The organism is Mesorhizobium newzealandense (assembly GCF_042682145.1).
Lineage (GTDB): Bacteria > Pseudomonadota > Alphaproteobacteria > Rhizobiales > Rhizobiaceae > Mesorhizobium > Mesorhizobium newzealandense.
Map to the genome: position 1 here is coordinate 286,475 of NZ_JBHUGZ010000002.1, position 26,103 is coordinate 312,577.

A 26,103-nucleotide genomic window follows, 5' to 3' on the forward strand; every position below is an offset into this window, starting at 1 on the left:
CTTTTCCTGGAATTGCTCCAGAACGACGTGACCGATGCATCTGCGTGACGGCCTCCAGACCCATGCGACCGTCAGGCAGCGCTATGACCATCTGGTGGAAACCGGGGCGATCGAACGCGATCCGGCGCAGGAGCGGATCGCCGCCGCGCTTGACCGGCTGACCGACGAGATCTCGGCCAAGCGGCTGGCACACAAGTCCAGTGCGCTTGGCTGGCTGTTCGCCCGCAGGCGCGAGACGCTTGAGCCGGTCAAAGGCCTCTACATCCATGGTGGCGTCGGCCGCGGCAAGACCATGCTGATGGACATGTTCTTCGAATTGCTGCCGGTGCGGCGCAAACGCCGCGTCCATTTCAACGACTTCATGGCCGATGTGCAGGACCGTATCCAGAAGCACCGGCAGGCGCGCAAGGACGGTGCGGTCAAGGAGGACGATCCGATCCCGCCGGTGGCCAAGGCGCTTGCGGAGCAGGCCTGGGTGCTGTGCTTCGATGAGTTCTCGGTCACCGACATTGCCGACGCGATGATCCTGTCGCGGCTGTTTTCGGCGCTGTTTGCCAGCGGCGTGGTGCTGGTCGCCACCTCGAACGTGGCGCCGGAAAATCTTTATGGTGACGGCCTGAACCGCCAGCTTTTCCTGCCGTTCATCGGCATCCTCGAACGGCATGCGCAGGTGCTGTCGCTCGACGCCGACAAGGACTACCGGCTGGAAAAGCTCGCCCGCACACCGGTCTATGTCACCCCACCCGATGCGGCGGCCGACCAGATGTTGGATGACGCCTGGCAGGCCATGACGCGCGGCGTACCGACGGCCGAGACCTCGCTGACCCTCAAGGGACGGCAAGTGGTCGTGCCGCGTGCGGCCGGTGACGCGGCGCGGTTTTCCTTCGCCGATCTCTGCGAAAAGCCGCTCGGTGCCCGCGATTTCCTGGCGATTGCCGGGCGGTTTTCGACCGTCTTCATCGATCACATCCCGGTGCTCGGCGAAGGCAAGCGCAACGAGGCCAAGCGCTTCATCCTTTTGATCGACACGCTGTACGACCATCATGTGCGGCTGGTGGTCAGCGCCGAGGCTCCGCCGCCGCAGCTCTACGTGGCCAAGCGAGGCGTCGAGGTCTTCGAGTTCGAACGCACCGCATCACGCCTGATCGAGATGCAGAGCCGCGACTGGCTGGAGGATTGGGCGGAGCGGCAGAAGCCGAAGGTGTCCGAGGCGCAACAGGCGCAGGCCTAAATAGTCTTCAGGATGTGCGAAGCGCTGAACCTGCCAATCTCCCCCCGTGTGGGAGATGTCCGGCAGGACAGAAGGGGGCGCTGTCCCGCCGACGCCTATAATTCATACGCATACATGACGAAGCTCTCCGCCGGCGCATGTGGCTCCCTGCGCGATTCATAAAGCGCGCGGGCAGCCACATTGTCCGGCTCGGTTCCGACCCAGGCTTCCCCGCAACCATGCTCTCTGCCGATCGCGAACATCGCGTCGAGCATTTTCCGCGCGATCCCCTGGCGCCGGAAGGCGGGCGAGACGCCGACCTCGTCGATATAGAGTTCGCTGACCTTGTCGGGATGGCGATGGACGACCGCGGCGCATTGCCCGACGACCAGGCCATCGGCGAGCGCCACGATCATGAAATGGCCGGGTTCGCGGAGATAGGCTGCCAGCCGATCCGGCCTGACCGGTTCGTCGAAGACGTCGTCGGCGACCTGCATCACAAGGGCGTCATCGCCGGGGGATAGCCTTCTGATTTCCATATTCATTGTGTAAATTCTCCCAAGTCGGCTTATAAACTTTGACGTTTACGTAAATCCCAATCTATCTAACCGATTGAAAATGCTAGCTTCGAAATAATCGTTTGAATTTATTTCGCGCTGGGGCTATTGGGTGCGGCGAAATTCCGCGGTTTCCTCGCAGCATTCCGGCCTCTTCCTCGACGCCGTATGGCGCCGTCACTGACAAAGGGAAAACATCCTGACATGGCACGCAACAAGATAGCGCTCATCGGCTCTGGCATGATCGGCGGCACGCTCGCCCACATGATCGGCCTCAAGGATCTCGGCGACGTAGTGCTGTTCGATATCGCCGAGGGTATTCCGCAGGGCAAGGGGCTTGATATCGCGCAGTCGTCGCCGGTCGATGGCTTCGACAGCCGCCTCACCGGCATCAATGACTATGCCGGCATCGAGGGCGCCGACGTCTGCATCGTCACCGCCGGCGTGCCGCGCAAGCCGGGCATGAGCCGCGACGACTTGCTCGGCATCAATTTGAAGGTCATGGAGCAGGTCGGCGCCGGCCTGAAGAAATACGCGCCGAAGGCCTTCGTCATCTGCATCACCAACCCGCTCGACGCCATGGTGTGGGCGCTGCAGAAGTTCTCGGGCCTGCCCAACAGCCATGTCGTGGGCATGGCCGGCGTGCTCGACAGCGCGCGTTTCCGCTATTTCCTGGCCGAGGAGTTCAAGGTCTCGGTCGAGGACGTCACCGCCTTCGTGCTCGGCGGCCACGGCGATTCCATGGTGCCGATGATCCGCTATTCGACGGTTGCCGGCATTCCGCTGCCCGACCTCGTCAAGATGGGCTGGACCTCGAAGGAAAAGCTCGACCAGATCGTCCAGCGCACCCGCGACGGTGGCGCCGAGATCGTCGGCCTGCTCAAGACCGGCTCGGCCTATTACGCGCCGGCCGCCTCGGCGATCTCGATGGCGGAAGCCTATCTCAAGGACAAGAAGCGCGTGCTGCCGTGCGCGGCGCATCTCTCCGGCCAGTATGGCGTCAAGAACACCTATGTCGGCGTTCCCGTGGTGATCGGCGCCGGCGGTGTCGAGCGCATCATCGAGATCGACCTCAACAAGAGCGAGCAGAAGATGTTCGACAGTTCGGTGGCGACGGTGCAGGGCCTGACCGAGGCCTGCGTCAAGATCGCGCCGCACCTCGCCTCGAAGTGACCCCCCAGCAGTCGACCCGGAGATATCGAAGATGAACATCCATGAGTATCAGGGCAAGGCGCTGCTGAAGACGTTCGGCGCGCCGGTGGCCGAAGGCGTGCCGGTGTTCAAGGCGAGCGAGGCGGAAGCCGCGGCCAAGGCGCTGCCCGGTCCGCTCTATGTGGTGAAGAGCCAGATCCATGCCGGCGGCCGCGGCAAGGGCAAGTTCAAGGAACTCGGCCCCGACGCCAAGGGTGGCGTGCGGCTGGCGAAGTCGGTGGCCGACGTGATCGCCAACGCCAACGAGATGCTTGGGCATACGCTGGTGACCAAGCAGACCGGTCCGGCCGGCAAGCAGGTCAACCGTCTCTATATCGAGGACGGCGCCGACATCGAACGCGAGCTCTATCTGTCGATCCTGGTCGACCGTTCGGTCGGCCGCGTTGCCTTCGTCGTCTCGACCGAAGGCGGCATGGACATCGAGGCGGTCGCGCATGACACGCCGGAAAAGATCATCACCGTCGCTATCGACCCGGAAAAGGGCGTCACCTCAGCCGATCTGAAGGCGCTCAACGGTGCGCTGAAGCTCGACGGCGACGCGGGCCGGGATGGCGATACGCTGTTCCCGATCCTCTACAAGGCCTTTGTCGAGAAGGACATGAGCCTGCTGGAGGTCAACCCGCTGATCGTCATGAAGAACGGCCGGCTGCGCGTGCTCGACGCAAAGGTGTCATTCGACAACAACGCGCTGTTCCGCCATCCCGACGTGCTCGAACTGCGCGACACCACCGAAGAGGACGAGAAGGAAATCGAGGCGTCGAAATACGACCTCGCCTATGTCGCGCTCGACGGCAATATCGGCTGCATGGTCAACGGCGCCGGCCTCGCCATGGCGACGATGGACATTATCAAGCTCTATGGCGCCGAACCCGCCAACTTCCTCGATGTCGGCGGTGGCGCGTCGAAGGAGAAGGTGACGGCGGCGTTCAAGATCATCACCAAGGATCCGGCGGTCAAGGGCATCCTGATCAACATCTTCGGCGGCATCATGAAGTGCGACATCATTGCCGAGGGCGTGATTGCCGCGGTGAAGGAAGTCGGCCTGGAAGTGCCCCTGGTGGTGCGTCTGGAAGGCACCAACGCCGAACTCGGCAAGAAGATCATCAACGACAGCGGCCTCAACGTGGTGTCGGCCGACGATCTCGACGACGCAGCCAAGAAGATCGTGGCGGCGGTGAAGGGCTGATCTGGTGCCTCCGCACAAGATAAACCTCATCGAGGCGGCGGATCAAAAGATCAAGAAGGTCTTCGATCCGCATATCGCCGGCGACGTCAACGAATCCCAGGTCAAGATCGCCAAGTTCGGCGATGTCTTCGACTGGCACGCGCATGAGAACGAGGATGAGGCTTTCCTGGTGCTGCGCGGCCGCATCGCCATCGATTTTCGCGACGGCACGGTGGAGCTTGCCAGCGGCGAGTTCATCGTCGTGCCGCGCGCCGTCGAACACCGCCCGCGCTCGCTGAGCGAACAGCCCGTCGTACTGATGTTCGAGCCGGCGACGACGCTCAACACCGGCAACGCCAAGAGCGACCTCACCGTCGCCGATCTGAAGCGGCTCTGATCATGACCGCAGCCTCCTTCTCTTCGCTCTCGGCCGATCACCAGCGCCTGCAGGCGCTGGTCGGCACGTGGCGTGGCGAAGAACAGGTGGCGGCCACGCAATGGACCGATGCCGGCACAGCGACGGCCGAAGCGGTTGCCGTGGCTGAATTTGGCGGCCTGTTCGTGGTGCAGCGCTATCGCCAGCGCCGCGACGGAACGGTTTCGTTCGGCGCGCACAGCGTATTCGGCTTCGACCAACAAACCAGCGCCGTAACCATGCATCAGTTCGATTCGATGGGCTTTGTGCCGACTGCACCCGCAACGGGCAGTTGGAACGGCCGCGACCTGGTGCTTGTCCGCTCGTCGCCTCGCGGATCGGGCCGCGTCACCTACACTATCGATACAGACATCAATTATCGCATGCGGCTGGAGTTCCAGCCGGCTGGCAGCGACATCTGGCAAGACATGGTGAGCGGCGTCTACTGCCGAGTCTCACCTTCCTCGATCAACGATTTCTAAGAAAAGGGCCACCATGTCCATTCTCGTCGACAAGAACACCAAGGTGCTGGTGCAGGGCCTGACCGGCAAGACCGGCACGTTCCATACCGAACAGGCGTTGGCCTATCACGGGACAAAAATGGTCGGCGGTATCCATCCCAAGAAGGGTGGCGAGACCTGGACCGGCGCGAAGGGCGAAAGCCTGCCGATTTTCGCCACCGTCGCCGAGGGCAAGGAAAAGACCGGTGCCAACGCCTCCGTCGTCTATGTGCCGCCGGCGGGTGCCGCCGAAGCCATCCTGGAAGCGATCGAGGCCGAGATCCCGCTGATCATCTGCATCACCGAAGGCATACCTGTGATGGACATGATCAAGGTCAAGGCACGGCTCGACCGTTCGACCTCGCGGCTGATCGGGCCGAACTGCCCGGGCGTGCTCACCCCCAACGAATGCAAGATCGGCATCATGCCGGGAAACATCTTCCGCAAGGGTTCGGTCGGCGTTGTTTCGCGCTCGGGAACGCTTACCTATGAGGCTGTGTTCCAGACCACCAATGTCGGCCTCGGCCAGACCACCGCCGTCGGCATTGGCGGCGACCCCGTCAAGGGCACCGAATTCATCGACGTGCTCGAGATGTTCCTCGCCGATGACGAGACCAAGTCGATCATCATGATCGGCGAGATCGGCGGTTCGGCCGAGGAAGACGCCGCGCAGTTCCTCAAGGACGAAGCCAAGCGTGGCCGCAAGAAGCCGATGGCCGGCTTCATCGCCGGGCGCACGGCGCCGGCCGGCCGCACCATGGGTCATGCGGGCGCGGTTATCTCCGGCGGCAAGGGCGGCGCCGAGGACAAGATCGCGGCGATGGAATCGGCCGGGATAAAAGTTTCGCCGTCGCCGGCTCGGCTCGGCACGACGCTGGTCGAGGCGATCAAGGGCTAAGGCAGTAAGGGAGTAGGGCAGTATGGCAGTAGGGAAAAACAGGACAATAGGCGAATTGCCTACTGCCCTATTGCCTTACTGCCCTAATCCCCTCCAAACGTAAGGAGACGGAGCCAGGCTCCGCAGAGAAAATGGCAAGACAAGATCAGGCCAACGACCAATTTTCGCTCACCTCATTCCTCTATGGCGGCAACGCTGACTATATCGACGCGCTCTACGCCGCCTATGAGGACGATCCAGCGTCGGTCAATCCCGAATGGCAGGAGTTCTTCGCCGGGCTGAAGGACGATTCAGGGGATGTGCGCAAGAATGCCAAGGGCGCCTCCTGGGCAAAGCCCTCCTGGCCGCTGCAGGCCAATGGCGAACTGGTGTCGGCGCTCGACGGCAACTGGGGCATCGTCGAGAAGCACATCGAAAAGAAGGTCAAGGACAAGGCCGTCGTCAACGGTGTCGCGCTTTCCGATGCCGACGTGCACCAGGCGACGCGCGATTCGGTGCGCGCCATCATGATGATCCGCGCCTACCGCATGCGCGGCCATCTGCACGCCAATCTCGACCCGCTTGGCATCGCCAAGCCGCTCGAGGACTACAATGAATTGTCGCCGGAGAATTACGGCTTCACCGCCGCCGACTACGACCGGCCGATCTTCCTCGACAATGTGCTCGGGCTCGAATTCGGCACCATCCGGCAGATGCTGGAAATCCTGACCCGCACCTATTGCTCGACGCTCGGCGTCGAGTTCATGCATATTTCCGATCCTGAGGAAAAGGCCTGGATCCAGGCGCGCATCGAGGGCGCCGACAAGGAGATCACCTTCACCGCCACCGGCAAGAAGGCGATCCTGCAGAAGCTGGTCGAGGCGGAAGGCTTCGAGCAGTTCATCGACGTCAAGTACAAGGGCACCAAGCGCTTCGGCCTCGATGGCAGCGAAGCACTGATCCCGGCGCTGGAGCAGATCGTCAAGCGCGGCGGCCAGCTCGGCATGAAGGAGATCGTGCTCGGCATGGCGCATCGCGGCCGGCTGAACGTGCTCTCCCAGGTGATGGCCAAGCCGCACCGCGCCATCTTCCACGAGTTCAAGGGTGGTTCCGCCGCACCGGACGAGGTCGAGGGCTCGGGCGACGTCAAGTACCATCTCGGCGCCTCGTCGGACCGCGAGTTCGACGGCAACAAGGTACACTTGTCCTTGACCGCCAATCCCTCGCATCTGGAAATCGTCGACCCGGTGGTGATGGGCAAGGCGCGCGCCAAGCAGGATTACCTGTTCGGCCGCAGCCGCGAGGAGATCGTGCCGCTGGAAGAGCGTGCCAAGGTGCTGCCGCTGCTGCTGCACGGCGATGCCGCCTTCGCCGGCCAGGGCGTGATCGCCGAAATCCTCGGCCTGTCCGGCCTGCGCGGCCACCGCGTCGCCGGCACGCTGCATTTCATCATCAACAACCAGATCGGCTTCACCACCAATCCGCGCTTCTCGCGCTCGTCGCCCTATCCGTCTGACGTGGCCAAGATGATCGAGGCGCCGATCTTCCACGTCAATGGCGACGACCCGGAAGCGGTGGTGCATGCCACCAAGGTGGCGATCGAATTCCGCATGAAGTTCCACAAGCCCGTTGTGGTCGACATGTTCTGCTACCGCCGCTTCGGCCACAATGAGGGCGACGAGCCGGCCTTCACTCAGCCGATCATGTACCGCAACATCCGCACCCACAAGACGACGGTGCAGATCTATGCCGACCGGCTGATTGCCGAAGGCCACATCACCCAGGCCGAATTCGACCAGCTGAAGGCCGACTGGCGGGCGCATCTCGAATCCGAGTGGGAGGTCGGCCAGCACTACAAGCCCAACAAGGCTGACTGGCTCGACGGCGCCTGGTCGGGCCTGCGCACCGCCGACAACCAGGACGAACAACGGCGCGGCAAGACCGCCGTGCCGGTCAGGACGCTGAAGGAAATCGGCAAGAAGCTGACCGAGGTGCCGAAGGATTTCGAGGCGCACAAGACGATCATCCGCTTCCTCGAGAACCGCCGCCAGGCGATCGAATCCGGCGAAGGCATCGACTGGTCGACGGCCGAGGCGCTGGCCTTCGGCGCCATCCTGCTCGACGGCAATCCGATCCGCCTCTCGGGGCAGGATTCCGAACGCGGCACCTTCTCGCAGCGCCATTCCGTGCTCTACGACCAGCGTGACGAGACCCGCTATATCCCGCTCAACAACCTGTCGGCGGCACAGGCCGGCTACGAAGTCATCAACTCGATGCTGTCGGAAGAGGCGGTGCTGGGCTTCGAATATGGCTACAGCCTGGCCGAGCCGAAGGCGCTGACTTTGTGGGAAGCGCAGTTCGGCGACTTCGCCAACGGCGCCCAGGTGGTGTTCGACCAGTTCATCTCATCGGGCGAGCGCAAGTGGCTCAGAATGTCGGGCCTCGTGTGTCTCTTGCCGCATGGCTATGAAGGCCAGGGCCCGGAACATTCCTCGGCCCGGCTCGAGCGCTTCCTGCAGCTTTGCGCCGAAGACAACATGCAAGTGGCGAACTGCACGACGCCGGCCAACTACTTCCACATCCTGCGCCGGCAGCTGAAGCGGGACTTCCGCAAGCCGCTGATCCTGATGACGCCGAAGTCGCTGCTGCGCCACAAGCGGGCGGTGTCGACGCTGCCGGAAATTTCCGGCGAAAGCTCGTTCCACCGTCTGCTGTGGGATGATGCCCAGCTGCTGCCCAACCAGGCGATCAAGCTCACCAAGGATTCGAAGATCCGCCGCGTCGTGCTGTGCTCGGGCAAGGTCTATTACGACCTCTACGAAGAGCGCGAGAAGCGCGGCATCAACGACATCTATCTGCTGCGCGTCGAACAGCTGTATCCGTTCCCGGCCAAGGCGCTGATCACCGAGCTGTCGCGATTCCGCAACGCCGAGATGGTGTGGTGCCAGGAGGAGCCCAAGAACATGGGCGCCTGGTCGTTCATCGACCCGTATCTGGAATGGGTGCTGGCGCATATCGACGCCAAGCATCAGCGGGTGCGCTACACCGGCCGCCCGGCGGCCGCCTCGCCGGCGACCGGACTGATGTCGAAGCACCTCGCCCAGCTCGCCGCCTTGCTCGAAGACGCGCTCGGTGAATAGAACAGATCCGGGGCGAATAAAACAGAACCGAAAGAAACGGACAGGCACAATGGCTACCGAAATCCGCGTTCCCACTCTCGGCGAATCCGTCACCGAAGCGACCGTCGGCAAATGGTTCAAGAAGGTCGGCGATACCATCGCCGCCGATGAACCGCTGCTCGAGCTCGAGACCGACAAGGTGACGGTGGAAGTGCCTGCCGCCGCCGCCGGCACGCTGGGCGAGATCACCGTCAAGGAAGGTGAAACGGTCGGCGTTGGCGCGCTGCTGGGTTCGATTACGGCGGGTGGCGCGGCTGCGGCTCCGGCGACCAAGCCACAGGCGGTGTCGCAGGCCTCGTCGCCGGACGCGGCATCGACCGGCAAGCAGGCGGCGGCTGAAACCGCCAAGATCGCCGGCGACGCCGGCGCGGTCGAGCCGCGCTCCATGCCGCCGGCCCCGGCCGCGGCAAAACTGATCGCCGAGAACAATCTGGCGGTCGACCAGCTCTCCGGCTCGGGCAAGCGCGGCCAGGTGCTGAAAGGCGACGTGCTCGACGCCATCTCCAAGGGCGCGCCGTCGCAGCCGGCCGAGACGCCGAAGGCAGCGCCGGCCCCTGCGCCGGTTGCGGTGCGGGCGCCGTCCTCGGGCGACGATGCATCGCGCGAGGAGCGCGTGCGCATGACCAAATTGCGCCAGACCATCGCGCGCCGCCTCAAGGAAGCGCAGTCGACAGCCGCCATGCTGACCACTTTCAACGAGGTGGACATGAGCGCGGTGATGGCGCTGAGGACCAAGTACAAGGACGTGTTCGAGAAGAAGCACGGCGTGAAGCTCGGCTTCATGGGCTTCTTCACCAAGGCCGTCACCCACGCGCTGAAGGAAATTCCCTCGGTCAACGCTGAGATCGACGCCACCGACATCATCTTCAAGAACTACGCCCATATCGGCGTCGCCGTCGGCACCGAAAAGGGCCTCGTCGTGCCGGTCGTGCGCAATGCCGACCAGATGTCGATCGCCGAGATCGAGAAGGAAATCGGCCGGCTGGGCATCGCGGCGCGCGACGGCAAGCTGTCGGTCGCCGACATGCAGGGCGGCACGTTTACGATTTCCAACGGTGGCGTTTACGGCTCGCTGATGTCGACGCCGATCCTCAACGCGCCGCAGTCGGGCATTTTGGGCATGCACAAGATCCAGGACCGGCCGGTCGTGGTCGGCGGCCAGATCGTGATCAGGCCGATGATGTACCTGGCACTCAGCTACGATCACCGCATCGTCGACGGCAAGGAAGCGGTGACCTTCCTGGTGCGCGTCAAGGAAAGCCTGGAGGATCCGGAACGGCTGGTGCTCGATCTGTGAGTGGAGCTGATCCGCAATGAGCGGCTGGCCAGATACCGTACGCCGATTGTTTCGGCGCGGATTCGTCTGGCTTTTCTCCGATTTGCCTCTGGTCGCTTCGCCCGCCGATTGGGACGCCTCCGAGGTTAGCAGCAATCTCGGCGTCTTCGCCTTAAGCGAAGCCGAGATGGCGGAGCGGAAGATCACAATCACTACGATCGGTGAGCTTGAGCTACCGACAGGCGAAATCATCGCCTGCGATCCACTGATTACCGGGTTAGGGCGGCCTGCGTTTAGCCGGAAGGTCAGACCGGGACGCTACCCGGTCACCGTGCTTGAGGCGCAAGGCCGTGTTGCCGCGGCGGTCTTGCGGTTTGGCTCCGGCTTGCCGGCGCGCTGGGAATTGGCCACCTTCGCTAGCGGTCGCCCACCGGTCTATAAGTCTGAATTTTTTGAATTTATCGTCGATGACGCGGTTGCGTCGTTCATGGACAAGTCGGTTCTGACGGTAATGACCGACCCGGAAGAATTTGACGACTATCTTGCTGACGTTGCGTGTTCTCTCGACAGGTTTGGCATGGATGATCCGATCGATGGGAATCCGCTCAATGTCGCCATGTTCGACACTGGCTTCGGCGACGCGCGTATCGGTCCTTCTGGGGATTGGATGCGGCCGGCGTACCACTTCTCCTGATGACCGACTTCGAAGTGCTCGAAAACGCGGACGGCCGAGAAAGCAACCAGGCGAACTGATGACAAACGTCACTACGCCCATAATCGGATTTTTGGCCGCTCTCACAGCGGCGAATTCTAGTGCCTATGCCGCCTGCCCGATCGAGCTTGCCGTTTATGGCGAGACCCAGAGCGGCAGCGAGATCGATTTTACCCCGACCGGCAGCTCGGCGACCGTCACCAACTCGTTCCGGATGATCCTCGACAACAATGTGGTGCTGAATGGCATCGTCATGTGGAACGAAGGCATATCGCGGCCGAACGGCGCGCTGATGTATAAATGCCCGGAGGGCGACGTCACCGGCGAGGAGCTTGCCGCCTGCACGTCCTGGCACGGTGTTATCTACACGTCGGATGACAAGGGCAGCATCGGGCTGCTGCCGGCCGAAGGCGTCGACGCGCCGAAGACGCTGATCCTGCCGGATCTTGGTCCGTGGTTGCGCCAGTCGACGGCCTATGGCGGCAGCGGATTTTCGAAAGTGCCGTGGGATGTGTTTGCCTTGAAGGGATGCCAGGAATGAGCGGGAAGGTGCTGCTGGTCACCGGCGGCAGCCGCGGCATCGGCGCCGCGATCTGCCGGCTCGGCTCGAAGGCCGGCTACCGCGTCGCGGTCAATTACACTGCGAATCAGGACGCCGCCGATGCGCTGGTCGCCGAGATCCAGGCCGGCGGCGGCGAAGCCTTTGCCGTCAAGGGCGATGTCGGCGTTGAGGCCGATATCGTTGCCATGTTCGGCGCCGTCGACCGCGCCTATGGCCGGCTCGATGCCTTGGTCAACAACGCCGGCATCGTCGACGTCAAGGCACGCGTCGACGAGATGGACGTTTCGCGGTTGGAGCGCATGATGCGCATCAATGTCGTGGGTTCCTTTCTCTGCGCCCGCGAGGCGGTCAAGCGCATGTCGACCCGCCATGGCGGCAAGGGCGGATCGATCGTCAACATCTCGTCGGCCGCAGCGACATTGGGTTCGCCAGGCGAATATGTCGACTATGCCGCCTCCAAGGGCGCCATCGACACGTTCACCATCGGGCTCGCCCGTGAAGTGGCGATGGAAGGCATCCGCGTCAATGCGGTGCGGCCGGGCATCATCGACACGGATATCCATGCCTCCGGCGGACAGCCGGACCGGGTGGAGCGGTTCCGGGATATGCTGCCGATGAAAAGAGCCGGCACGGCTGATGAAGTCGCCGGCGCGGTTCTCTATCTTCTATCCGACGCGGCGTCCTATACGACAGGCGCCATCCTGAATGTAAGCGGCGGCCGCTGAGCCCCAGTGAAGAAGGACAGTATCATGGCTTATGACGTCGTTATCATCGGATCGGGGCCGGGCGGCTATGTCTGCGCCATCAAGGCGGCGCAGCTCGGCCTGAAGACGGCGGTGGTCGAGAAGAACGCGACCTTCGGCGGCACCTGCCTCAACATCGGCTGCATCCCGTCCAAGGCGCTGCTTTACGCGTCCGAGATGTTTGCCGAGGCCGGCCATTCTTTCGACACGCTCGGCGTCGAGATACCAGCGCCGAAATTGAACCTGAAGAAGATGATGGCGCACAAGGATGCGACGGTGTCGTCGAACGTCAACGGCGTCGCCTTCCTGTTCAAGAAGAACAAGATCGATAGCTTTCGCGGCACCGGCAAGGTGATCGCGGCGGGCAAGGTGTCGGTGACCGGCGAAGACGGCAAGGTCGAGGAGATCGAGACCAAAAACATCGTCATCGCCACCGGCTCGGACGTTGCCGGCATTCCCGGCGTCAAGGTCGACATCGACGAGAAGGTCATCGTGTCGTCAACCGGCGCGCTGTCACTGGAGAAAGTGCCTGGCCATCTGGTGGTGGTCGGCGGCGGTGTCATCGGCCTTGAGCTCGGCTCTGTCTGGGCGCGGCTCGGCGCCAAGGTTACCGTCGTCGAATTCCTCGACACCATCCTCGGCGGCATGGACGGCGAGGTCTCCAAACAGTTCCAGCGGCTGCTGTCGAAACAGGGTTTCGAGTTCAAGCTTGGTGCCAAGGTCACCGGCGTCGCCAAGGCCAAGAAAGGCGCGACCGTCACCTTCGAGCCGGTCAAGGGCGGCGCCGCCGAGACCATCGAGGCGGACGCGGTGCTGATCGCCACCGGGCGGCGCGCCTATGCCGACAGTCTCGGGCTGAAGGAGGCCGGCGTCGAGGTCGACGAGCGTGGCCGGGTGAAGACCGATGGCCATCTCAAGACCAACGTGCCCGGCATCTACGCCATCGGCGATGTCATCGCCGGGCCGATGCTGGCGCACAAGGCCGAGGACGAGGGCGTGGCGGTGGCGGAAACCATTGCCGGCCAGGCCGGCCACGTGAACTATGACGTCATTCCGAGCGTCGTCTACACCAGCCCGGAAATCGCCTCGGTCGGCAAGACAGAGGAGGAGCTGAAGAAGGCCGGCATCGAGTACAAGGCGGGAAAGTTCCCATTCAGCGCCAATGGCCGGGCGCGCGCCATGCTGCACACCGACGGCTTCGTCAAGATCCTCGCCGACAAGGCGAGCGACCGCGTGCTCGGCGTTCATATTGTCGGCTTCGGCGCCGGCGAGATGATCCACGAGGCGGCGGTGCTGATGGAATTTGGCGGTTCCTCGGAAGATCTCGCCCGCACCTGCCACGCGCATCCGACGATGTCGGAGGCGGTCAAGGAGGCGGCGCTGGCCACCTTCTTCAAGCCGATCCACATCTAAAGGCCTTTCATAAACTCTACTCCGGCGGCCATCTGGCGTGGTTTTCCCCGCTTCCGGTGGTCACGGACCCAAATGTCTGCTGCGCTCGTCGCCTGCGGCAACCCGAAAACCACACCAGCTGACTCACCCGAGCGAGTTTCTGGAAAGGCCTTTCAGGCAACACCCAAAGCAAAACGGCCCGCTGAAAAGCGGGCCGTTCGTATTGATATCGAGCCGATCAGTTGGCCGGTGCGGCAGGAGCCGGTGCGGGCGCTGGAGCCGGCGCGGGAGCCGGAGCAGGTTCTGCAGGGGCAGGCGCTGCCGGAGCGGGTGCAGCCGGAGCGGGTTCGGCTGGCTTCATCGGTTCTGCAGGAGCCGGCGCAGGCGCCGGTGTGCTGGCCGCTGGCGCCTCGGCGGGTGCCGGATGCTCACCGCCGCTTCTTCCGAAAACATAATACGCGACAACCGCCAGAATAACGACGACCAGCGCAATCAGCCAGGTGCTACCGCCGCCGCCGCGTGGCGGTGGGGGGGTGGTGGCTGAATTGAACGGATCGTTTGGATTCGGTGTGTTCGCCATAAAAGTGTCCTCCGTGGATGAAAAATATCAATCAACACGACTCAACGCGCAATCGTTGAACAGGTTTCACGCTAGGGTTGGAAAACGCCAAAAACAAGGGCAATCCGCCCTTTGCGGGCCGGGACTGGCGGCGTTTCGCCACGCGACGCGGCGCGTTTGTGTTTGCTATGGTCGGTTCAGAGGATTTTGCCGTGATGAACACCACAGCACAGATTGTCCCGAATCCCCACAACGCTCTTGCCGGAGCCCAGTTCGCCGACCGCTACGCGCTGATCACCGAAGGTCTTGCGTTGACCGCAATCAGCGCGGCCGAGCGCGCCTTGGGGCGGACGCCGCGATGGGTCGGCAGGCTTATGGCGCTGCGCAACCTTGCAGTCAGGCCATTTCGACTGAAGACGGGCCTGGAACCTGCTGTGTTGCCGGACGGCAGGATCGGGATATTTCCGCTGATCAGCCAGGTTCCCGGCAAGGTCGTCCTTGGCCTGGACGACCGGCATCTCGATTTCCGCGTCCTGGTCGAAGTCAGGGAGCTTGGCATGGGCCGGCAGGAGGTGGCTGCGTCGACGGTCGTCAAAACGCACAATTGGCTCGGACGGGCCTATCTCGCGATCGTCAAGCCGTTTCACGGATCATCGTCCCGGCGATGCTGGCTCAGATCTTGATCAAGTAAAAGCTAAAGCCCCATGGCCGTGACGGTATAACCGGCCTTGCGGAAATCCTCGACCAGGCCTTCGGGGCCGGGAAGGTGGAGGGCGCCGACCGCCATGAACGCATTGCCCCTGGCAAGGATCGGCTCGGCATGCTCGACCATCACCTTGTTGCGGCTGGTGATCATGGTTTCCTCGAACGCCGCATAACCCGCGGGGTCGTCCTGCTGGTCCGGCATGGCCGCGCGGAACAGCGGCCAGAACATGCCGGTGTCGCCGCGCTGGTAGAGAACGATCATGGTTTCGTTGATGTCGTTGACCTTGTCGCCCAGCTTCAGCGTGTCGACCAGGCCCTTCATGTGAAAGGCGAGCGGCAGCGAGGCCATGGCGCGCAGCTGGCTGGCAGCCGTTTCCAGGCCTTCCACCGGCTTTCCAGCAGCCTTGGCACCCTCCGCCAGCTTGACGTCGAGCACCGGTGCGCCGCCGGACTGGCGGGCCAGTTCGCAAGGCGGAAGCGCCATCATGGCCGAGAGCATCCACGGCTTCATCTTGGCAACGGTTGCCGGCGGGATGCCGCGCGCGTCAAGTGCGGCATTCATGGCCGCCGCATCGTTCGGCGACAGCAATGACGACAGCGTCGTAGAGTCGGTGAACATCATCAGGTCCGGCTCCTTGAGCATCGCCGCCATCATCTGCTGCTTGTCGAGCACGTCGGTGGTTTCGATGACGATGGTGGCGGCGGCGTCATAGGCCTTCTGCGCGGCCGGCGGCAGCGTGGTGACGCGCGGGTCGGTCATGTGCATGGTGCCAAACAGGAAGGACGGTTCTTCGCCCGGCTTTTCCAGCTTCCAAAGCAGGCCCTTGCCGTTCGGCGTGGCGGCGGCTTCCGCTTCGATCTTCCGATAGACAGCCGGATCGCTCGTTTGCAAGGCGGACAGCATGTCGGCGCCGGTGCAGGTCGGGATTTCGGCATGCGCCCTGCCGGCGGCAAACAGCAAGACTGCGAGGAACGACAGGAAAAACAGGACATTGAGCGCGACAAGCAGCTTCAGCGATATGGAAGCTGCCCGGTCGGCGATGGCGATGACGCGTTTCATGACACCGTTCCTAGACGCAAAAAGCGGCAAAACGGTTAACCGGCACTGCAAAATTGAAGCTTCATGCCCTCGGATGCGCCGATTCGTAGATTTCGAGCAGCCTTGCGGTGTCGACGCCGGTGTAGATCTGCGTCGTCGACAGGCTGGCGTGGCCGAGTAGCTCCTGGATGGTGCGCAGGTCGCCACCGCGGCCGAGCAGATGCGTGGCGAAGGAATGGCGCAGCGCGTGCGGCGTCGCGGTATCGGGCAGGTTGAGCGCCGAGCGCAGTTTCGCCATGTCGCGCTGGACGATGGCCGGGTTGAGCGGGCCGCCGCGCGCGCCGCGAAACAACAGGCCCTTCGGGTCGAGGTGATAAGGACACAGCCGGCGGTATTCGGCGATCGCCCGCAGCGCCACCGGCAGCACCGGCACCAGCCGCGTCTTGCCGCCCTTGCCGGTGACCCGCAGCACGGTGTCGGTCGCCGACGCCAGATCGGCACCAGCGAGGCCGAGCGCCTCGGATATGCGCAAGCCGGAGCCGTAGAGCAGCGTCAGCACGGCGGCATTGCGGGCAGCGATCCACGGCTCTTGCGCCAGTTGGCCTTCGACGGAAACGATATGCTTGGCATCGCTCGCCGTCAGCGGCTTGGGCAGCGATTTGGGCTGGCGCGGAGCGCGCAACGCGGCAGCACCCGCCGCATTGACGAGGCCGCGCCGTTCGAGGAACCGCAGCAGCGAACGGATGCCGGCCAGTCCGCGGCCAAGTGTGCGGGCGCTGGCGCCGGCGTTGCGGCGGGCGGCGAGGAAGCCGCGCAGATCGGCCGGGCGCAGAGTGGCGATGTCCGAAATGCCGGGCGAGCCGCCACAATGGCCGGTGAGGAAATGCAGGAACTGGCGGGTGTCGCGCTCATAGGCTTCGACGGTTTCGGGTGACAGCCTGCGTTCGCGCGCCAGCATCTTCAGCCAGCTTTCACGCGCCGCCTGGAGATCGGGTTTTGCCGGGATGAGGAATTCCTGCATGGCGTGCTTCCAAATCTTTTGTTTCATGCATGTCGTTGTCCCCAAAACCGGGAGCCACTTTTGGGCGACATGCATTGGCGGCCATTTTCCGGCAACCGGGTTAGGAAGCAGTGAAGAGCGCGTCATTGAAATGACAATCGGGGAGCGTTAGAGCAAAGCCAAAGGATGTCGCGCCATGAGCAAGCCCCAGAACCCTGTCCAGATGGCCGTGATCGGCGCCGCCCACGGCATCAAGGGCGAATTGCGGGTGAAAACCTTCACCGGTGAGCCGCTGGCGCTGGCCGATTACGGGCCGCTCTACGCCAGGGACGGCCGCGCCTTCCAGATCATCGATATCAGGCCGGCCAACACCGTCGTCGTGGTCCGCTTCAAGGGTGTTGCCGACCGCAACGCCGCCGAGGCGCTGGCCGGCACCGAGTTGTTCGTCGACCGTTCGATGCTGCCCGACGACGGCGAGGAGGACGAGTTCTACCATGCCGACCTCGTCGGCCTCGAAGTCCGGGACGAGACCGGTGCTGCCATCGGCAAGGTCGTCGCCGTGCACAATTTCGGCGGCGGCGACATTCTCGATGTGACCTTGGGCGGGCGCAAGGGCGTGCTGATCCCGTTCACACAGGCCGCAGTGCCTGATGTGTCGATCGCCGAGGGTTTTGTCCGCGTCGACCCGGCGGCGGCCGGACTTGTCGACGACGAGGACGGCGATGGCCCGCGCGAGGAAGACTTCGACCCGAAGGGCCGGCCGCGCGGACCGAGCGACGCCGGGGGCAACCGGTGACGTTCAAAGCCTCGGTGCTGACGCTCTATCCCGAGATGTTCCCGGGTGCGCTTGGCCTGTCGCTCGCCGGCCGGGCGCTCGAAGCCGGCACGTGGTCGCTGGAAGCGATCCAGATCCGCGACTTCGCCACCGACCGCCACCGCACCGTCGACGACACGCCGGCCGGCGGCGGCGCCGGCATGGTGATGCGCGCCGACGTTTTGGCGAAGGCGATCGACCATGCTTCGCCGGAAGGCGATGCGCGGCCACGGCTGCTGATGAGCCCGCGCGGCAAACCTCTCACCCAAGCCCGGGTGCGTGAGCTGGCCGCTGGACCGGGCGCGGTCATTCTGTGCGGCCGCTTCGAAGGCGTCGACCAGCGGCTGATCGAAGCGCGCGGCCTGGAAGAGGTTTCGGTCGGCGATTTCATCCTCTCGGGCGGCGAGCCGGCGGCCCTCGTGCTGCTCGATGCGGTGGTGCGCCTGTTGCCCGGCGTGATGGGCAACGCGGTGTCGGGCGAGGAAGAGAGTTTTGAAAACGGCCTGCTCGAACATCCCCACTACACACGGCCGCAGGAGTTCGAGGGGCGCGAGATTCCCGAGGTGCTGATTTCCGGCAATCACAAGAAGATCGCTGCATGGCGACGCGCGGAGTCCGAGAAGCTGACCAAGGAGCGGCGGCCGGATTTGCTGTAAATCGGAAAAGCCAACAATGCCTGAGATTGCCCAAAGCTCGGCAAGCCTCAGGTTCTTTGGCGATGATCTGGATCCCGTGGATCTGACCAGATTGCTGGGCGGGAAACCAACCTATGCAATCGGGAAGGGGGATTTTCATACCTATCCCCCAAATCGTCCACCTCGGATAGCGCTAACCGGATTCTGGCGGCTCTCGTCGGAATACGAGGCAGGCGATCAACTCGATCGGCAGATCGCAGATATCCTCGCGACACTTACATCAGATCTTTCGGTCTGGGCCGCTCTCGTGCTGCGGTTCAAGGTAGATATGTTCTGTGGCGTCTGGCTTGGTGAAGAAAGTCGAGGTTTGGGTTTGACACCGCAGACGCTACAGAAGCTGGGCGAGCGCGGCATTAAGCTTGGCCTCGACATCTACCATGATCTGCCCGAAGCAGACTGACCTGATTCAACCCTTGCTGAAGTAGTAGAAAGCGAGGAACAGGCCGACGGCGACGACGAAGCCGCGCACCAGATTCTGCGGCACGCGCTTGGCGATCCAGACGCCGGCATAGCCGCCGAGCGCGCCGCCAGGGATCATGATGATGGCCTGCGGCCAGGCGACGACGCCGCCCGAGACGAAGACGACGATCGCGACCGCGGCGATGACCATGGCCAGCATGTTCTTCAGCGCGTTCAGCCGGTGATAGTCGCCGGCCTGGGTGAGGCCGAGTGTCGCCAGCATCATGACGCCCATGCCGGCGCCGAAGAAGCCGCCATAGACGGCGGTGACGAATTGCGCCAGCGAACCGGCCAGCGACCCCACGGCGGCTTCGTGCCCGGGTTTTGGCGCCGGCTTCAGCCATGGCCCGGCGGCGAACAATGCAGTTGCGCCCAACAGCAGCCACGGCACCAGGACACGAAACGACGGATTGTCGAGCGCCAGCAGGATCAGCGCACCGGCCAGCGCGCCGGCCGCCGAGATCAGGCAGAGCAGCAGCGCACCGCGCCAGAAATGCCTGATGTCGGCCGAGTAGGCGAGCGTCGAGGTGATGTAGCCGGGAAATTGCGTCACAGAGGAGGTGGCATTGGCGACGATCGGCGGCAGGCCAACCAATGTCATGGCGCCGAAGGTGATGAAGGTGCCGCCGCCGGCGACCGCATTGGCGGCGCCGGACAGAAAGCCCGCGAGGAAAAGCAGGATGGCGTCGAAGATGGACATGGAATGCCGCCGCGGAAAACTGTGCTGCGCCCGGCTTAGGAAGCTTGCAGGATGGACGCAACCCGGCACCGGAAGGTTATGATGGTGCCATGGGAGCAAAAAAGACTCGGGGTCAGGCGTGACAAAGCGCTGAAATAGCTGTATGTGCCCGCCCGTACCGGCAAGAAAACTCTGCCGGACCCGTCAACAATGACGGTGTAGTCGCCCCTGCCCAATGTTTTCGAACAAAGGGCATAGCCGAGCGGTCATTGGAACTGCAAGGCGAGTGTCGGACGCTCTGACTGTCGGAAGAACAAGAAGTGGATTTTTGAGATGGATATTCTCCGTCAGCTCGAGGCCGAACAGGCGGCCAAGATCGAAGCCAAGCGCAAGCTTCCCGAATTCCAGCCCGGCGACACCGTGCGCGTCCAGGTCCGCGTGACCGAAGGCACCCGCACCCGCGTCCAGGCCTATGAGGGCGTCGTCATCGCTCGCGCCGGTTCCGGCTTCCAGGAAAATTTCACCGTCCGCAAGATCTCCTACGGCGAAGGCGTCGAGCGCGTGTTCCCGGTCTACTCGCCGATGGTCGAAGGCGTCGAGATCGTCCGCCGCGGCAAGGTGCGTCGCGCCAAGCTCTACTATCTGCGCGATCGTCGCGGCAAGTCGGCCCGTATCTCGGAAAACACCGGCGTGCGCGCCCGCAAGCTGAACGATGAGGAGCGCGATGCGCTGAACGCCGAGAAGGCCCGCATCGAAGCCGAGAAGGTGGCAGCCGCCGAGGCTCTGGCCGTCGAGAAGGCCGCCCAGGACGCGGCCGAGAAGAAGGCCGCCGCCGAGGCAGCCAAGGCCGCGGAAGCAGCCACCGCCGAATAAGGTTTCGACAAGTTTCCAAAAAGGCGGCTTCGGCCGCCTTTTTTCGTTTTGGGGGTTTCGTGTCCTGGCAGAAAATCCACGGTTGACTCGATTTATATCGTGTACTAAACAATCGTGCACAAGATAAATGGAGAAACTTGATGACCGCATTGTATTCCACTCAAGCTCGGGCCGTCGGCGGCCGCGCCGGCCATGTCCAGAGCGGCGATGGCCTGCTCAGCCTCGACCTTGCCATGCCGAAGGAACTGGGCGGCAAGGGTGGTGCCACCAATCCCGAGCAGCTTTTCGCGGCTGGTTATGCGGCGTGCTTCGAAAGCGCCATGCGCTTCATCGCCGGCAAGCAGAAACTGCCGCTGCAGGATGCCTCGGTGACGGCTTATGTCAGCCTGCACCCCAATGGCCAGGGCGGTTTCCTGCTCGGCGTTTCGCTCGCGGCCGAGACGAAAGGTCTTGATCAGGCGGCGTCGGAAGCGCTTGTATCGGCAGCGCACCAGGTTTGCCCCTATTCCAATGCGATCAAGGGCAACATCGAAGTGGCGCTTTCGGCAAAGGCGCTTCCGGCAAAGGCAGCATGACCACCAGAGCGACCCCTTCGCCCCTGGACGTCCCGGCGGATTTCGCCGGGATACCGAAGCTTGAGCAGCATCTCTGCTTCGCGCTCTATTCGGCGAGCGGGCTGATGACACGGCTCTACCGGCCGCTGCTCGAGCCGCTCGGCCTGACCTATCCGCAATATCTGACCATGCTGGCGCTGTGGGAGCATGCACCGCGCACCGTCGGCGAGCTCGGTGATGCCCTGGGGCTCGATTCGGCAACGCTGACGCCGCTGCTCAAGCGCCTCGAAGCGAACGGCCTGGTGACGCGCCGGCGCGATGCCGCCGACGAACGCCGGGTGCTGGTCGAACCGACACAGCGGGGCCAAGCACTGCGGGAGAGCGCCAAGGCGGTGTCGGCCGCGATGCGGTGCCATTCGATGCTCGATGGCGACGAATTGAAATCCCTGCATCACAGCTTGACCCGGCTGATCGACGGTCTGCGTGCGGCGGGCGCCAATGCCGCGGACGGTGATTGACGACGGATCCGCAAGGATCGTCCTGGAATTTCCGGATTGAAGGTACTGGAATCCGCTTTCGCGCGCGCCGACGCAGCGGACCGTCTTGCATGACGCTTGCGGAAAGCTAAAGTCGGCGCCGGATTTTCCTGCAAGCCCGGCTGATGTCCGGGCGCTTTCACTTCCGGGGAGTGTGTCATGACCAAATCGAAACTGCTGCTGGCCGGCCTGCTTGCCCTCATGCTGGCGCCGGTTGCCGCCTTCGCGCAGGCGCTGCCCGATCTCGGCGGCAAGAAGGTGGTGGTGGTGACGGAAAACGCCTATCCGCCGCTGCAGTTCATCGATGCCAAGACGGGAAAACAGATCGGCTGGGAATATGATGCGATGAACGAGATCGCCAAGCGGCTGAACTTCACCGTCGAGTACCAGAACACCTCCTGGGACGCGATGATCCAGGCGGTTTCCGACAACCAGTACAACATCGGCATGACCGGCATCACCATCAAGGACGACCGCAAGCAAAAGGTGGATTTCTCCGACCCCTATATGCGTTCAGAACAGTTCATGCTGGTGCGTGGTGACGAAAGCCGCTTCACCGACGCCAAGACGTTCGGCGCCTTCAAGGATGGGCTGATCGGTGCGCAGGCCGGCACGACGCCGTTCTACACCGCCGTCTACAGTGTGCTCGACGGCAACGAGCAGAACCCGCGCATCAAACTGTTCGAGACCTTCGGCGCAACGGTGCAGGCACTGAAGTCCGGCGACGTCGATGTCGTCCTGACCGACGGCACCGCGGGCAAGGGCTATGTCGACGCTTCCGACGGCAAGCTGAAGCTGATCGGCGGGCCGCTCGGCACCGAGGATTTCGGGTTTATCTTCCCAAAGGGTTCCGATCTGGTGAAGCCGGTCAACGCGGCAATCGCGGCGCTCAAGGCGGATGGGACCTTCGACACGCTCAACAAGAAGTGGTTCCTTGATTACAAGATGGGGCAGTAGTTCGTCTTGGCGCGGGTGTGGGGTGATGCTAGCGCGCTGAAACCTGCACGACCGTCGAGGGGTGCCTTGGTGCAACCCTTCTGATGCAGGCCCCTTCCACCTCCAAATCCGACTTCCCCTGGTGGCTTGTCGTGGCCGTGGCCATCGCGATCGCGGTGGCCGTCTTCGTCGCCACCAGTAATCTCTACGCCCAGGTTTTTGCCACCGTCGCCAAGGGCATCGGCATCACCGTCTTCGTCACCGTGGTCGCCTTCGTGCTGGCGTCCGCCATCGGACTGGGCATTTCGCTGATGGGGCTGTCGGGCTCGCGCTTGCTGCGCCAGATCGCCCGCTTCTATGTCGAGATCATTCGTGGCGTGCCGATCCTGGTGCTGTTGTTCTGGATTGCCTTCGTTGGCGCGCCGGCCTTCGTCGCGGGCTGGAATGCGTTGACCGCGCCGCTGCAGAATGCCGGCCTCGTGGACGAATTGCTGGTGCGCGACGTGTCGCTGTTGTGGCGCGCCATCATGGCGCTGACCATCGGCTATTCGGCTTTCATCTCGGAGGTTTTTCGCGCTGGCATCCAGGCGGTCGAGAAAGGCCAGATCGAGGCGGCGAAGGCGCTGGGCCTGACGCGGGCGCAACGCTTCCGGCTGATTGTGTTCCCACAGGCGATCCGCACCATCCTGCCGCCGCTCGGCAATGATTTCGTCGCCCTGGTCAAGGATTCCTCGCTGGTCTCGGTGCTCGGCGTCGCCGACATCACCCAGATGGGCAAGGTCTACGCCGCCGGCTCGTTCCGCTTCTTCGAGACCTATTCGATCGTCGCCTATGTCTATCTCATCCTGACCGTCGGTCTGTCTCTGGCCCTGCGGGCGCTGGAACGGCGGTTGCGCCGCCAGCACGAGGAATAGGCTTTGGGCCAAGACAGCGGTATCTTGCGTTGGTGCATGCCGTTGTCCCAAAACCGCTGCGCACTTTTGGGCGACATGCATAGCTGGGAGAGGCACGACCTATGATCGTCGACAAAGCCAATGCGGCGCTGGATTCCGTCTATACGGCCGATACGCCGGAAGCACTCGCCGAGGCCTATGCCGCATGGGCCGCGACCTACGACAGCGAGACCGCGTCGCTCGGTTATTTGCTGCCTTTCCTGATCAGCGCCTGGGTGGCGCGCCACGTGCCGGCTGGCGATGGACCCTTGCTTGATGCCGGCTGCGGCACCGGCCTGTCGGGCCCTTCGCTGAAGGCGCTCGGTTACGACGATATCGCCGGTCTCGACCTCTCCGACGACATGCTGAAGATCGCCGGCAGCCGCAACGCCTACAGCGAGCTGAAACAGGCGATGCTGGGCGGGCCGCTGCCTTGGCCGGATGGCCATTTCCGCGCCTTCGTCTCGACCGGCGTGTTCACCATCAGCCATGCGCCGGCATCGGGCCTGCACGAGCTGGTGCGCATCACCCGGAAGGGCGGCCACGCCATCTTCACTGTGCGCGACCAGGTTTTTGCGAGCGGCGGGTTCCAGGCTGTTTTCGACGAACTGGAGCAGGCGAAACAATGGCGACCGGTCGAGCAAAGCTCGTGGTTCCGGTGCTACGCGATCGCGGAGCCCGACGCGCTGGTGAAGACTTTTGTGTTTGAAGTGCTTTGAGGGACGCATCTTTCCTTCTCCCACAAGGGGAGAAGGAAAGAGCCGCGCCGCACGCCGCAATTGCCGAAAACCCAAAACATTGATATGAGCCACGCCATGGAAGAGCTTTTTGGCGATCCGGCTTACAAGGGGTTCGTGCTGCAGGACAGAAAACGCCTGCCGTCGCGTTTCTCCGCGCGCGTGTCCGGCGCACTGACCAGCCGACTTACCTAGGCCGACCTGTCCAGGTCGTTTCGCCGGGCCGGAGGTCTGGCATCTCTTTCCCATTCTCTTATCGACGGATTTACGCACATGAGCGCACCGCGCACCCTCTACGACAAGATTTTCGAAGACCACGTCGTCGACCGCCAGGACGACGGCACCTGCCTGCTCTACATCGACCGCCACCTTGTCCATGAAGTGACCAGCCCGCAGGCCTTCGAAGGCCTGCGCCTGAGCGGCCGCAAGGTTCGGCATCCGGAAAAGACGCTGGCCGTGGTCGATCACAATGTCTCGACCTCGCCCGAGCGCAAGTTTGGCATAAAGAACGAGGAAAGCCGCATCCAGGTCGAGGCGCTGGCCAAGAACGCCAAGGATTTCGGCGTCGAATATTATTCCGAGAACGATATCCGCCAGGGCATCGTCCACATCATCGGTCCGGAGCAGGGCTTTACTCTGCCCGGCATGACCATCGTCTGCGGTGACAGCCACACCTCGACGCACGGTGCTTTCGGCGCGCTGGCGCACGGCATCGGCACGTCGGAGGTCGAGCATGTGCTGGCGACGCAGACGCTGATCCAGCGCAAGGCCAAGAACATGCTGGTGCGTGTCGACGGCCAGTTGCCCGATGGCGTTACCGCCAAGGACATCATCCTCGCCATCATCGGCGAGATCGGCACCGCCGGCGGCACCGGCTATGTCATCGAATATGCCGGCGAGGCGATCCGTGCGCTGTCGATGGAAGGCCGCATGACGATCTGCAACATGTCGATCGAGGGCGGCGCACGCGCCGGCCTGATCGCCGCCGACGAGACGACTTTCGCTTATGTCAAGGACAAGCCGCGCGCCCCGAAGGGCGCGGCCTGGGATGCGGCACTCGAATACTGGAAGACGCTGCAGTCCGACGAGGGCGCGCATTTCGACAAGGTGATCGTGCTCGACGCGGCCAAGCTGCCGCCGATCGTCTCCTGGGGCTCCTCGCCCGAGGACGTCGTGTCGGTGCAAGGCATCGTGCCGAACCCGGACGACATCTCGGATGAAAACAAGCGCACCTCCAAGCAGCGCGCGCTCGACTATATGGGGCTGACGCCGGGCACCAAGATCACCGATATATCGCTCGATCGCGTCTTCATCGGCTCCTGCACCAACGGCCGCATCGAGGACCTGCGCGCCGTCGCCAAGGTGGTCGAAGGCAAGACAGTCAGCCCACATGTCGATGCGATGATCGTGCCGGGCTCCGGCCTGGTCAAGGAACAGGCGGAAGCCGAAGGCCTCGACAAGATCTTCGTCGCCGCCGGTTTCGACTGGCGCGAGCCGGGCTGCTCGATGTGCCTTGCCATGAACGACGACCGGCTGAAGCCGCATGAACGCTGCGCCTCGACCTCGAACCGCAATTTCGAGGGCCGGCAAGGCTTCAAGGGCCGCACCCATCTGGTGTCGCCGGCGATGGCGGCGGCGGCGGCGATCGCCGGCCACTTCGTCGACATCCGCGAGTGGAAGTAGAGCAATTCCAGGAAAAGTGTGAACCGGTTTTCCGTCCGGAATTGCCTCAAACAAAAAGATTGAGCCGCAGCTTCCAGCTGCGGATGCATGCCAGGCCCCGGA

Annotated in this window: 28 protein-coding genes; 24 read left to right on the forward strand and 4 right to left on the reverse strand. The window is 63.4% G+C overall.

Translation table 11 applies throughout. The features are described 5' to 3' along the window. Positions 1-34 precede the first annotated feature (34 nt). On the forward strand, positions 35-1,231 hold the full coding sequence (gene zapE, locus ACFSOZ_RS05575) for a cell division protein ZapE (protein ID WP_379094517.1): 1,197 nt from the start codon (positions 35-37) through the stop codon (positions 1,229-1,231). A 95-nt stretch (positions 1,232-1,326) separates the two neighbouring features. Here the strand turns inward: zapE and ACFSOZ_RS05580 are convergent, their stop codons facing one another. After that, entirely contained in the window at positions 1,327-1,755 is a 429-nt protein-coding gene (locus tag ACFSOZ_RS05580; RefSeq protein WP_379094519.1) for a GNAT family N-acetyltransferase, read from the reverse strand. 216 nt (positions 1,756-1,971) lie between these two features. Here ACFSOZ_RS05580 and mdh point away from each other — a divergent pair, with 216 nt between their 5' ends. From mdh to ACFSOZ_RS05645, 13 genes are all read left to right on the forward strand, one after another. Next, complete coding sequence (mdh, locus tag ACFSOZ_RS05585) at positions 1,972-2,940, forward strand: malate dehydrogenase (protein ID WP_379094521.1); 969 nt, start codon at positions 1,972-1,974, stop codon at positions 2,938-2,940. A 31-nt stretch (positions 2,941-2,971) separates the two neighbouring features. Continuing rightward, the gene (gene sucC / locus ACFSOZ_RS05590) at positions 2,972-4,165 is read left to right on the forward strand and encodes an ADP-forming succinate--CoA ligase subunit beta (protein ID WP_379094523.1); all 1,194 of its coding nucleotides are present in this window, start codon (positions 2,972-2,974) and stop codon (positions 4,163-4,165) included. 4 nt (positions 4,166-4,169) lie between these two features. Beyond that, a complete protein-coding gene (locus tag ACFSOZ_RS05595) occupies positions 4,170-4,541 on the forward strand; it encodes a cupin domain-containing protein (RefSeq protein ID WP_379094525.1) in 372 nt (123 codons plus the stop codon). 2 nt (positions 4,542-4,543) lie between these two features. Further along, positions 4,544-5,041 (forward strand): DUF1579 family protein, encoded by a 498-nt coding sequence (locus ACFSOZ_RS05600; protein ID WP_379094527.1) that lies wholly within the window; start codon positions 4,544-4,546, stop codon positions 5,039-5,041. Positions 5,042-5,054: 13 nt separating this feature from the next. Continuing rightward, complete coding sequence (sucD, locus tag ACFSOZ_RS05605; RefSeq protein WP_379094529.1) at positions 5,055-5,957, forward strand: succinate--CoA ligase subunit alpha; 903 nt, start codon at positions 5,055-5,057, stop codon at positions 5,955-5,957. Positions 5,958-6,088: 131 nt separating this feature from the next. Continuing rightward, positions 6,089-9,076, forward strand: a complete 2,988-nt coding sequence (locus ACFSOZ_RS05610; protein WP_379094531.1) for a 2-oxoglutarate dehydrogenase E1 component — start codon at positions 6,089-6,091, stop codon at positions 9,074-9,076. Positions 9,077-9,125: 49 nt separating this feature from the next. Further along, positions 9,126-10,412: a 2-oxoglutarate dehydrogenase complex dihydrolipoyllysine-residue succinyltransferase gene (odhB, locus tag ACFSOZ_RS05615; RefSeq protein ID WP_379094533.1), complete on the forward strand. Its 1,287-nt coding sequence runs from the start codon at positions 9,126-9,128 to the stop codon at positions 10,410-10,412. 16 nt (positions 10,413-10,428) lie between these two features. After that, on the forward strand, positions 10,429-11,085 hold the full coding sequence (locus tag ACFSOZ_RS05620) for a DUF4241 domain-containing protein (protein ID WP_379094535.1): 657 nt from the start codon (positions 10,429-10,431) through the stop codon (positions 11,083-11,085). A 58-nt stretch (positions 11,086-11,143) separates the two neighbouring features. Then, positions 11,144-11,644, forward strand: a complete 501-nt coding sequence (locus ACFSOZ_RS05625; protein ID WP_379094537.1) for a hypothetical protein — start codon at positions 11,144-11,146, stop codon at positions 11,642-11,644. Then, positions 11,641-12,390 carry an SDR family oxidoreductase gene (locus ACFSOZ_RS05630; RefSeq protein WP_379094539.1) on the forward strand — a complete coding sequence of 250 codons (750 nt, stop codon included), beginning with the start codon at positions 11,641-11,643 and terminating at the stop codon, positions 12,388-12,390. Before ACFSOZ_RS05625 ends, ACFSOZ_RS05630 begins: the two co-directional genes overlap by 4 nt. A gap of 24 nt (positions 12,391-12,414) precedes the next feature. Next, on the forward strand, positions 12,415-13,821 hold the full coding sequence (gene lpdA, locus ACFSOZ_RS05635) for a dihydrolipoyl dehydrogenase (RefSeq protein WP_379094541.1): 1,407 nt from the start codon (positions 12,415-12,417) through the stop codon (positions 13,819-13,821). A 72-nt stretch (positions 13,822-13,893) separates the two neighbouring features. Continuing rightward, on the forward strand, positions 13,894-14,277 hold the full coding sequence (locus tag ACFSOZ_RS05640; protein WP_379094544.1) for a hypothetical protein: 384 nt from the start codon (positions 13,894-13,896) through the stop codon (positions 14,275-14,277). Between the two features lie 297 nt (positions 14,278-14,574). Further along, the gene (locus tag ACFSOZ_RS05645; RefSeq protein WP_379094547.1) at positions 14,575-15,042 is read left to right on the forward strand and encodes a DUF2867 domain-containing protein; all 468 of its coding nucleotides are present in this window, start codon (positions 14,575-14,577) and stop codon (positions 15,040-15,042) included. 11 nt (positions 15,043-15,053) lie between these two features. Here ACFSOZ_RS05645 and ACFSOZ_RS05650 read toward each other — a convergent pair whose 3' ends face one another. Further along, positions 15,054-16,124 (reverse strand): TraB/GumN family protein, encoded by a 1,071-nt coding sequence (locus ACFSOZ_RS05650; RefSeq protein ID WP_379094549.1) that lies wholly within the window; start codon positions 16,122-16,124, stop codon positions 15,054-15,056. Between the two features lie 61 nt (positions 16,125-16,185). Further along, on the reverse strand, positions 16,186-17,124 hold the full coding sequence (locus ACFSOZ_RS05655) for a tyrosine recombinase XerC (protein WP_379094978.1): 939 nt from the start codon (positions 17,122-17,124) through the stop codon (positions 16,186-16,188). Positions 17,125-17,299: 175 nt separating this feature from the next. On the opposite strand from ACFSOZ_RS05655, the gene rimM reads away from it, so the two are divergent. The 3 genes from rimM to ACFSOZ_RS05670 are packed head-to-tail and all read left to right on the forward strand — an operon-like array spanning position 17,300 to position 19,012. Next, complete coding sequence (rimM, locus tag ACFSOZ_RS05660) at positions 17,300-17,899, forward strand: ribosome maturation factor RimM (RefSeq protein ID WP_379094551.1); 600 nt, start codon at positions 17,300-17,302, stop codon at positions 17,897-17,899. Next, positions 17,896-18,573: a tRNA (guanosine(37)-N1)-methyltransferase TrmD gene (gene trmD / locus ACFSOZ_RS05665; RefSeq protein WP_379094553.1), complete on the forward strand. Its 678-nt coding sequence runs from the start codon at positions 17,896-17,898 to the stop codon at positions 18,571-18,573. The genes rimM and trmD overlap by 4 nt, the downstream gene beginning before the upstream one ends. 16 nt (positions 18,574-18,589) lie before the next feature. Then, a complete protein-coding gene (locus ACFSOZ_RS05670) occupies positions 18,590-19,012 on the forward strand; it encodes a DUF4279 domain-containing protein (RefSeq protein ID WP_379094555.1) in 423 nt (140 codons plus the stop codon). A 6-nt stretch (positions 19,013-19,018) separates the two neighbouring features. On the opposite strand, the gene ACFSOZ_RS05675 is transcribed toward ACFSOZ_RS05670, so the two are convergent. Further along, a complete protein-coding gene (locus ACFSOZ_RS05675; RefSeq protein ID WP_379094557.1) occupies positions 19,019-19,771 on the reverse strand; it encodes a sulfite exporter TauE/SafE family protein in 753 nt (250 codons plus the stop codon). Between the two features lie 312 nt (positions 19,772-20,083). Here ACFSOZ_RS05675 and rplS point away from each other — a divergent pair, with 312 nt between their 5' ends. The 7 genes from rplS (at position 20,084) to leuC (ending at position 26,001) form a co-directional block, all read left to right on the forward strand. Continuing rightward, positions 20,084-20,623: a 50S ribosomal protein L19 gene (rplS, locus tag ACFSOZ_RS05680; RefSeq protein ID WP_379094559.1), complete on the forward strand. Its 540-nt coding sequence runs from the start codon at positions 20,084-20,086 to the stop codon at positions 20,621-20,623. A gap of 140 nt (positions 20,624-20,763) precedes the next feature. Beyond that, positions 20,764-21,198, forward strand: coding sequence for an organic hydroperoxide resistance protein (locus tag ACFSOZ_RS05685; protein ID WP_379094561.1), 435 nt, complete (start codon positions 20,764-20,766; stop codon positions 21,196-21,198). Continuing rightward, positions 21,195-21,695, forward strand: a complete 501-nt coding sequence (locus ACFSOZ_RS05690; protein ID WP_379094562.1) for a MarR family winged helix-turn-helix transcriptional regulator — start codon at positions 21,195-21,197, stop codon at positions 21,693-21,695. The genes ACFSOZ_RS05685 and ACFSOZ_RS05690 overlap by 4 nt, the downstream gene beginning before the upstream one ends. Before the next feature lie 177 nt (positions 21,696-21,872). Continuing rightward, the gene (locus ACFSOZ_RS05695) at positions 21,873-22,670 is read left to right on the forward strand and encodes a transporter substrate-binding domain-containing protein (protein ID WP_379094564.1); all 798 of its coding nucleotides are present in this window, start codon (positions 21,873-21,875) and stop codon (positions 22,668-22,670) included. Between the two features lie 83 nt (positions 22,671-22,753). Continuing rightward, positions 22,754-23,563 (forward strand): amino acid ABC transporter permease, encoded by an 810-nt coding sequence (locus tag ACFSOZ_RS05700; RefSeq protein WP_379094566.1) that lies wholly within the window; start codon positions 22,754-22,756, stop codon positions 23,561-23,563. 101 nt (positions 23,564-23,664) lie between these two features. Continuing rightward, positions 23,665-24,300, forward strand: a complete 636-nt coding sequence (locus tag ACFSOZ_RS05705) for a class I SAM-dependent DNA methyltransferase (protein WP_379094568.1) — start codon at positions 23,665-23,667, stop codon at positions 24,298-24,300. Positions 24,301-24,591: 291 nt separating this feature from the next. Beyond that, positions 24,592-26,001, forward strand: coding sequence for a 3-isopropylmalate dehydratase large subunit (gene leuC / locus ACFSOZ_RS05710; protein ID WP_379094570.1), 1,410 nt, complete (start codon positions 24,592-24,594; stop codon positions 25,999-26,001). Positions 26,002-26,103 lie beyond the last annotated feature (102 nt).

What these genes read in the sequence shown, in the direction of transcription:
- ACFSOZ_RS05640 (WP_379094544.1), top strand. Translation starts at nt 13,894, where the DNA reads ATGTCTGCTGCGCTCGTCGCCTGCGGCAACCCGAAAACCACACCAGCT.
- ACFSOZ_RS05670 (WP_379094555.1), top strand. Translation starts at nt 18,590, where the DNA reads ATGCCTGAGATTGCCCAAAGCTCGGCAAGCCTCAGGTTCTTTGGCGAT.
- ACFSOZ_RS05620 (WP_379094535.1), top strand. Translation starts at nt 10,429, where the DNA reads ATGAGCGGCTGGCCAGATACCGTACGCCGATTGTTTCGGCGCGGATTC.
- leuC (WP_379094570.1), top strand. Translation starts at nt 24,592, where the DNA reads ATGAGCGCACCGCGCACCCTCTACGACAAGATTTTCGAAGACCACGTC.
- odhB (WP_379094533.1), top strand. Translation starts at nt 9,126, where the DNA reads ATGGCTACCGAAATCCGCGTTCCCACTCTCGGCGAATCCGTCACCGAA.
- mdh (WP_379094521.1), top strand. Translation starts at nt 1,972, where the DNA reads ATGGCACGCAACAAGATAGCGCTCATCGGCTCTGGCATGATCGGCGGC.
- sucC (WP_379094523.1), top strand. Translation starts at nt 2,972, where the DNA reads ATGAACATCCATGAGTATCAGGGCAAGGCGCTGCTGAAGACGTTCGGC.
- ACFSOZ_RS05695 (WP_379094564.1), top strand. Translation starts at nt 21,873, where the DNA reads ATGACCAAATCGAAACTGCTGCTGGCCGGCCTGCTTGCCCTCATGCTG.
- rimM (WP_379094551.1), top strand. Translation starts at nt 17,300, where the DNA reads ATGAGCAAGCCCCAGAACCCTGTCCAGATGGCCGTGATCGGCGCCGCC.
- ACFSOZ_RS05700 (WP_379094566.1), top strand. Translation starts at nt 22,754, where the DNA reads ATGCAGGCCCCTTCCACCTCCAAATCCGACTTCCCCTGGTGGCTTGTC.
- ACFSOZ_RS05580 (WP_379094519.1), bottom strand. Translation starts at nt 1,755, where the DNA reads ATGAATATGGAAATCAGAAGGCTATCCCCCGGCGATGACGCCCTTGTG.
- ACFSOZ_RS05685 (WP_379094561.1), top strand. Translation starts at nt 20,764, where the DNA reads ATGACCGCATTGTATTCCACTCAAGCTCGGGCCGTCGGCGGCCGCGCC.
- ACFSOZ_RS05705 (WP_379094568.1), top strand. Translation starts at nt 23,665, where the DNA reads ATGATCGTCGACAAAGCCAATGCGGCGCTGGATTCCGTCTATACGGCC.
- ACFSOZ_RS05630 (WP_379094539.1), top strand. Translation starts at nt 11,641, where the DNA reads ATGAGCGGGAAGGTGCTGCTGGTCACCGGCGGCAGCCGCGGCATCGGC.
- ACFSOZ_RS05655 (WP_379094978.1), bottom strand. Translation starts at nt 17,124, where the DNA reads ATGCAGGAATTCCTCATCCCGGCAAAACCCGATCTCCAGGCGGCGCGT.
- ACFSOZ_RS05675 (WP_379094557.1), bottom strand. Translation starts at nt 19,771, where the DNA reads ATGTCCATCTTCGACGCCATCCTGCTTTTCCTCGCGGGCTTTCTGTCC.
- ACFSOZ_RS05690 (WP_379094562.1), top strand. Translation starts at nt 21,195, where the DNA reads ATGACCACCAGAGCGACCCCTTCGCCCCTGGACGTCCCGGCGGATTTC.
- ACFSOZ_RS05625 (WP_379094537.1), top strand. Translation starts at nt 11,144, where the DNA reads ATGACAAACGTCACTACGCCCATAATCGGATTTTTGGCCGCTCTCACA.
- zapE (WP_379094517.1), top strand. Translation starts at nt 35, where the DNA reads ATGCATCTGCGTGACGGCCTCCAGACCCATGCGACCGTCAGGCAGCGC.
- ACFSOZ_RS05600 (WP_379094527.1), top strand. Translation starts at nt 4,544, where the DNA reads ATGACCGCAGCCTCCTTCTCTTCGCTCTCGGCCGATCACCAGCGCCTG.
- ACFSOZ_RS05650 (WP_379094549.1), bottom strand. Translation starts at nt 16,124, where the DNA reads ATGAAACGCGTCATCGCCATCGCCGACCGGGCAGCTTCCATATCGCTG.
- lpdA (WP_379094541.1), top strand. Translation starts at nt 12,415, where the DNA reads ATGGCTTATGACGTCGTTATCATCGGATCGGGGCCGGGCGGCTATGTC.
- rplS (WP_379094559.1), top strand. Translation starts at nt 20,084, where the DNA reads ATGGATATTCTCCGTCAGCTCGAGGCCGAACAGGCGGCCAAGATCGAA.
- ACFSOZ_RS05610 (WP_379094531.1), top strand. Translation starts at nt 6,089, where the DNA reads ATGGCAAGACAAGATCAGGCCAACGACCAATTTTCGCTCACCTCATTC.
- ACFSOZ_RS05645 (WP_379094547.1), top strand. Translation starts at nt 14,575, where the DNA reads ATGAACACCACAGCACAGATTGTCCCGAATCCCCACAACGCTCTTGCC.
- sucD (WP_379094529.1), top strand. Translation starts at nt 5,055, where the DNA reads ATGTCCATTCTCGTCGACAAGAACACCAAGGTGCTGGTGCAGGGCCTG.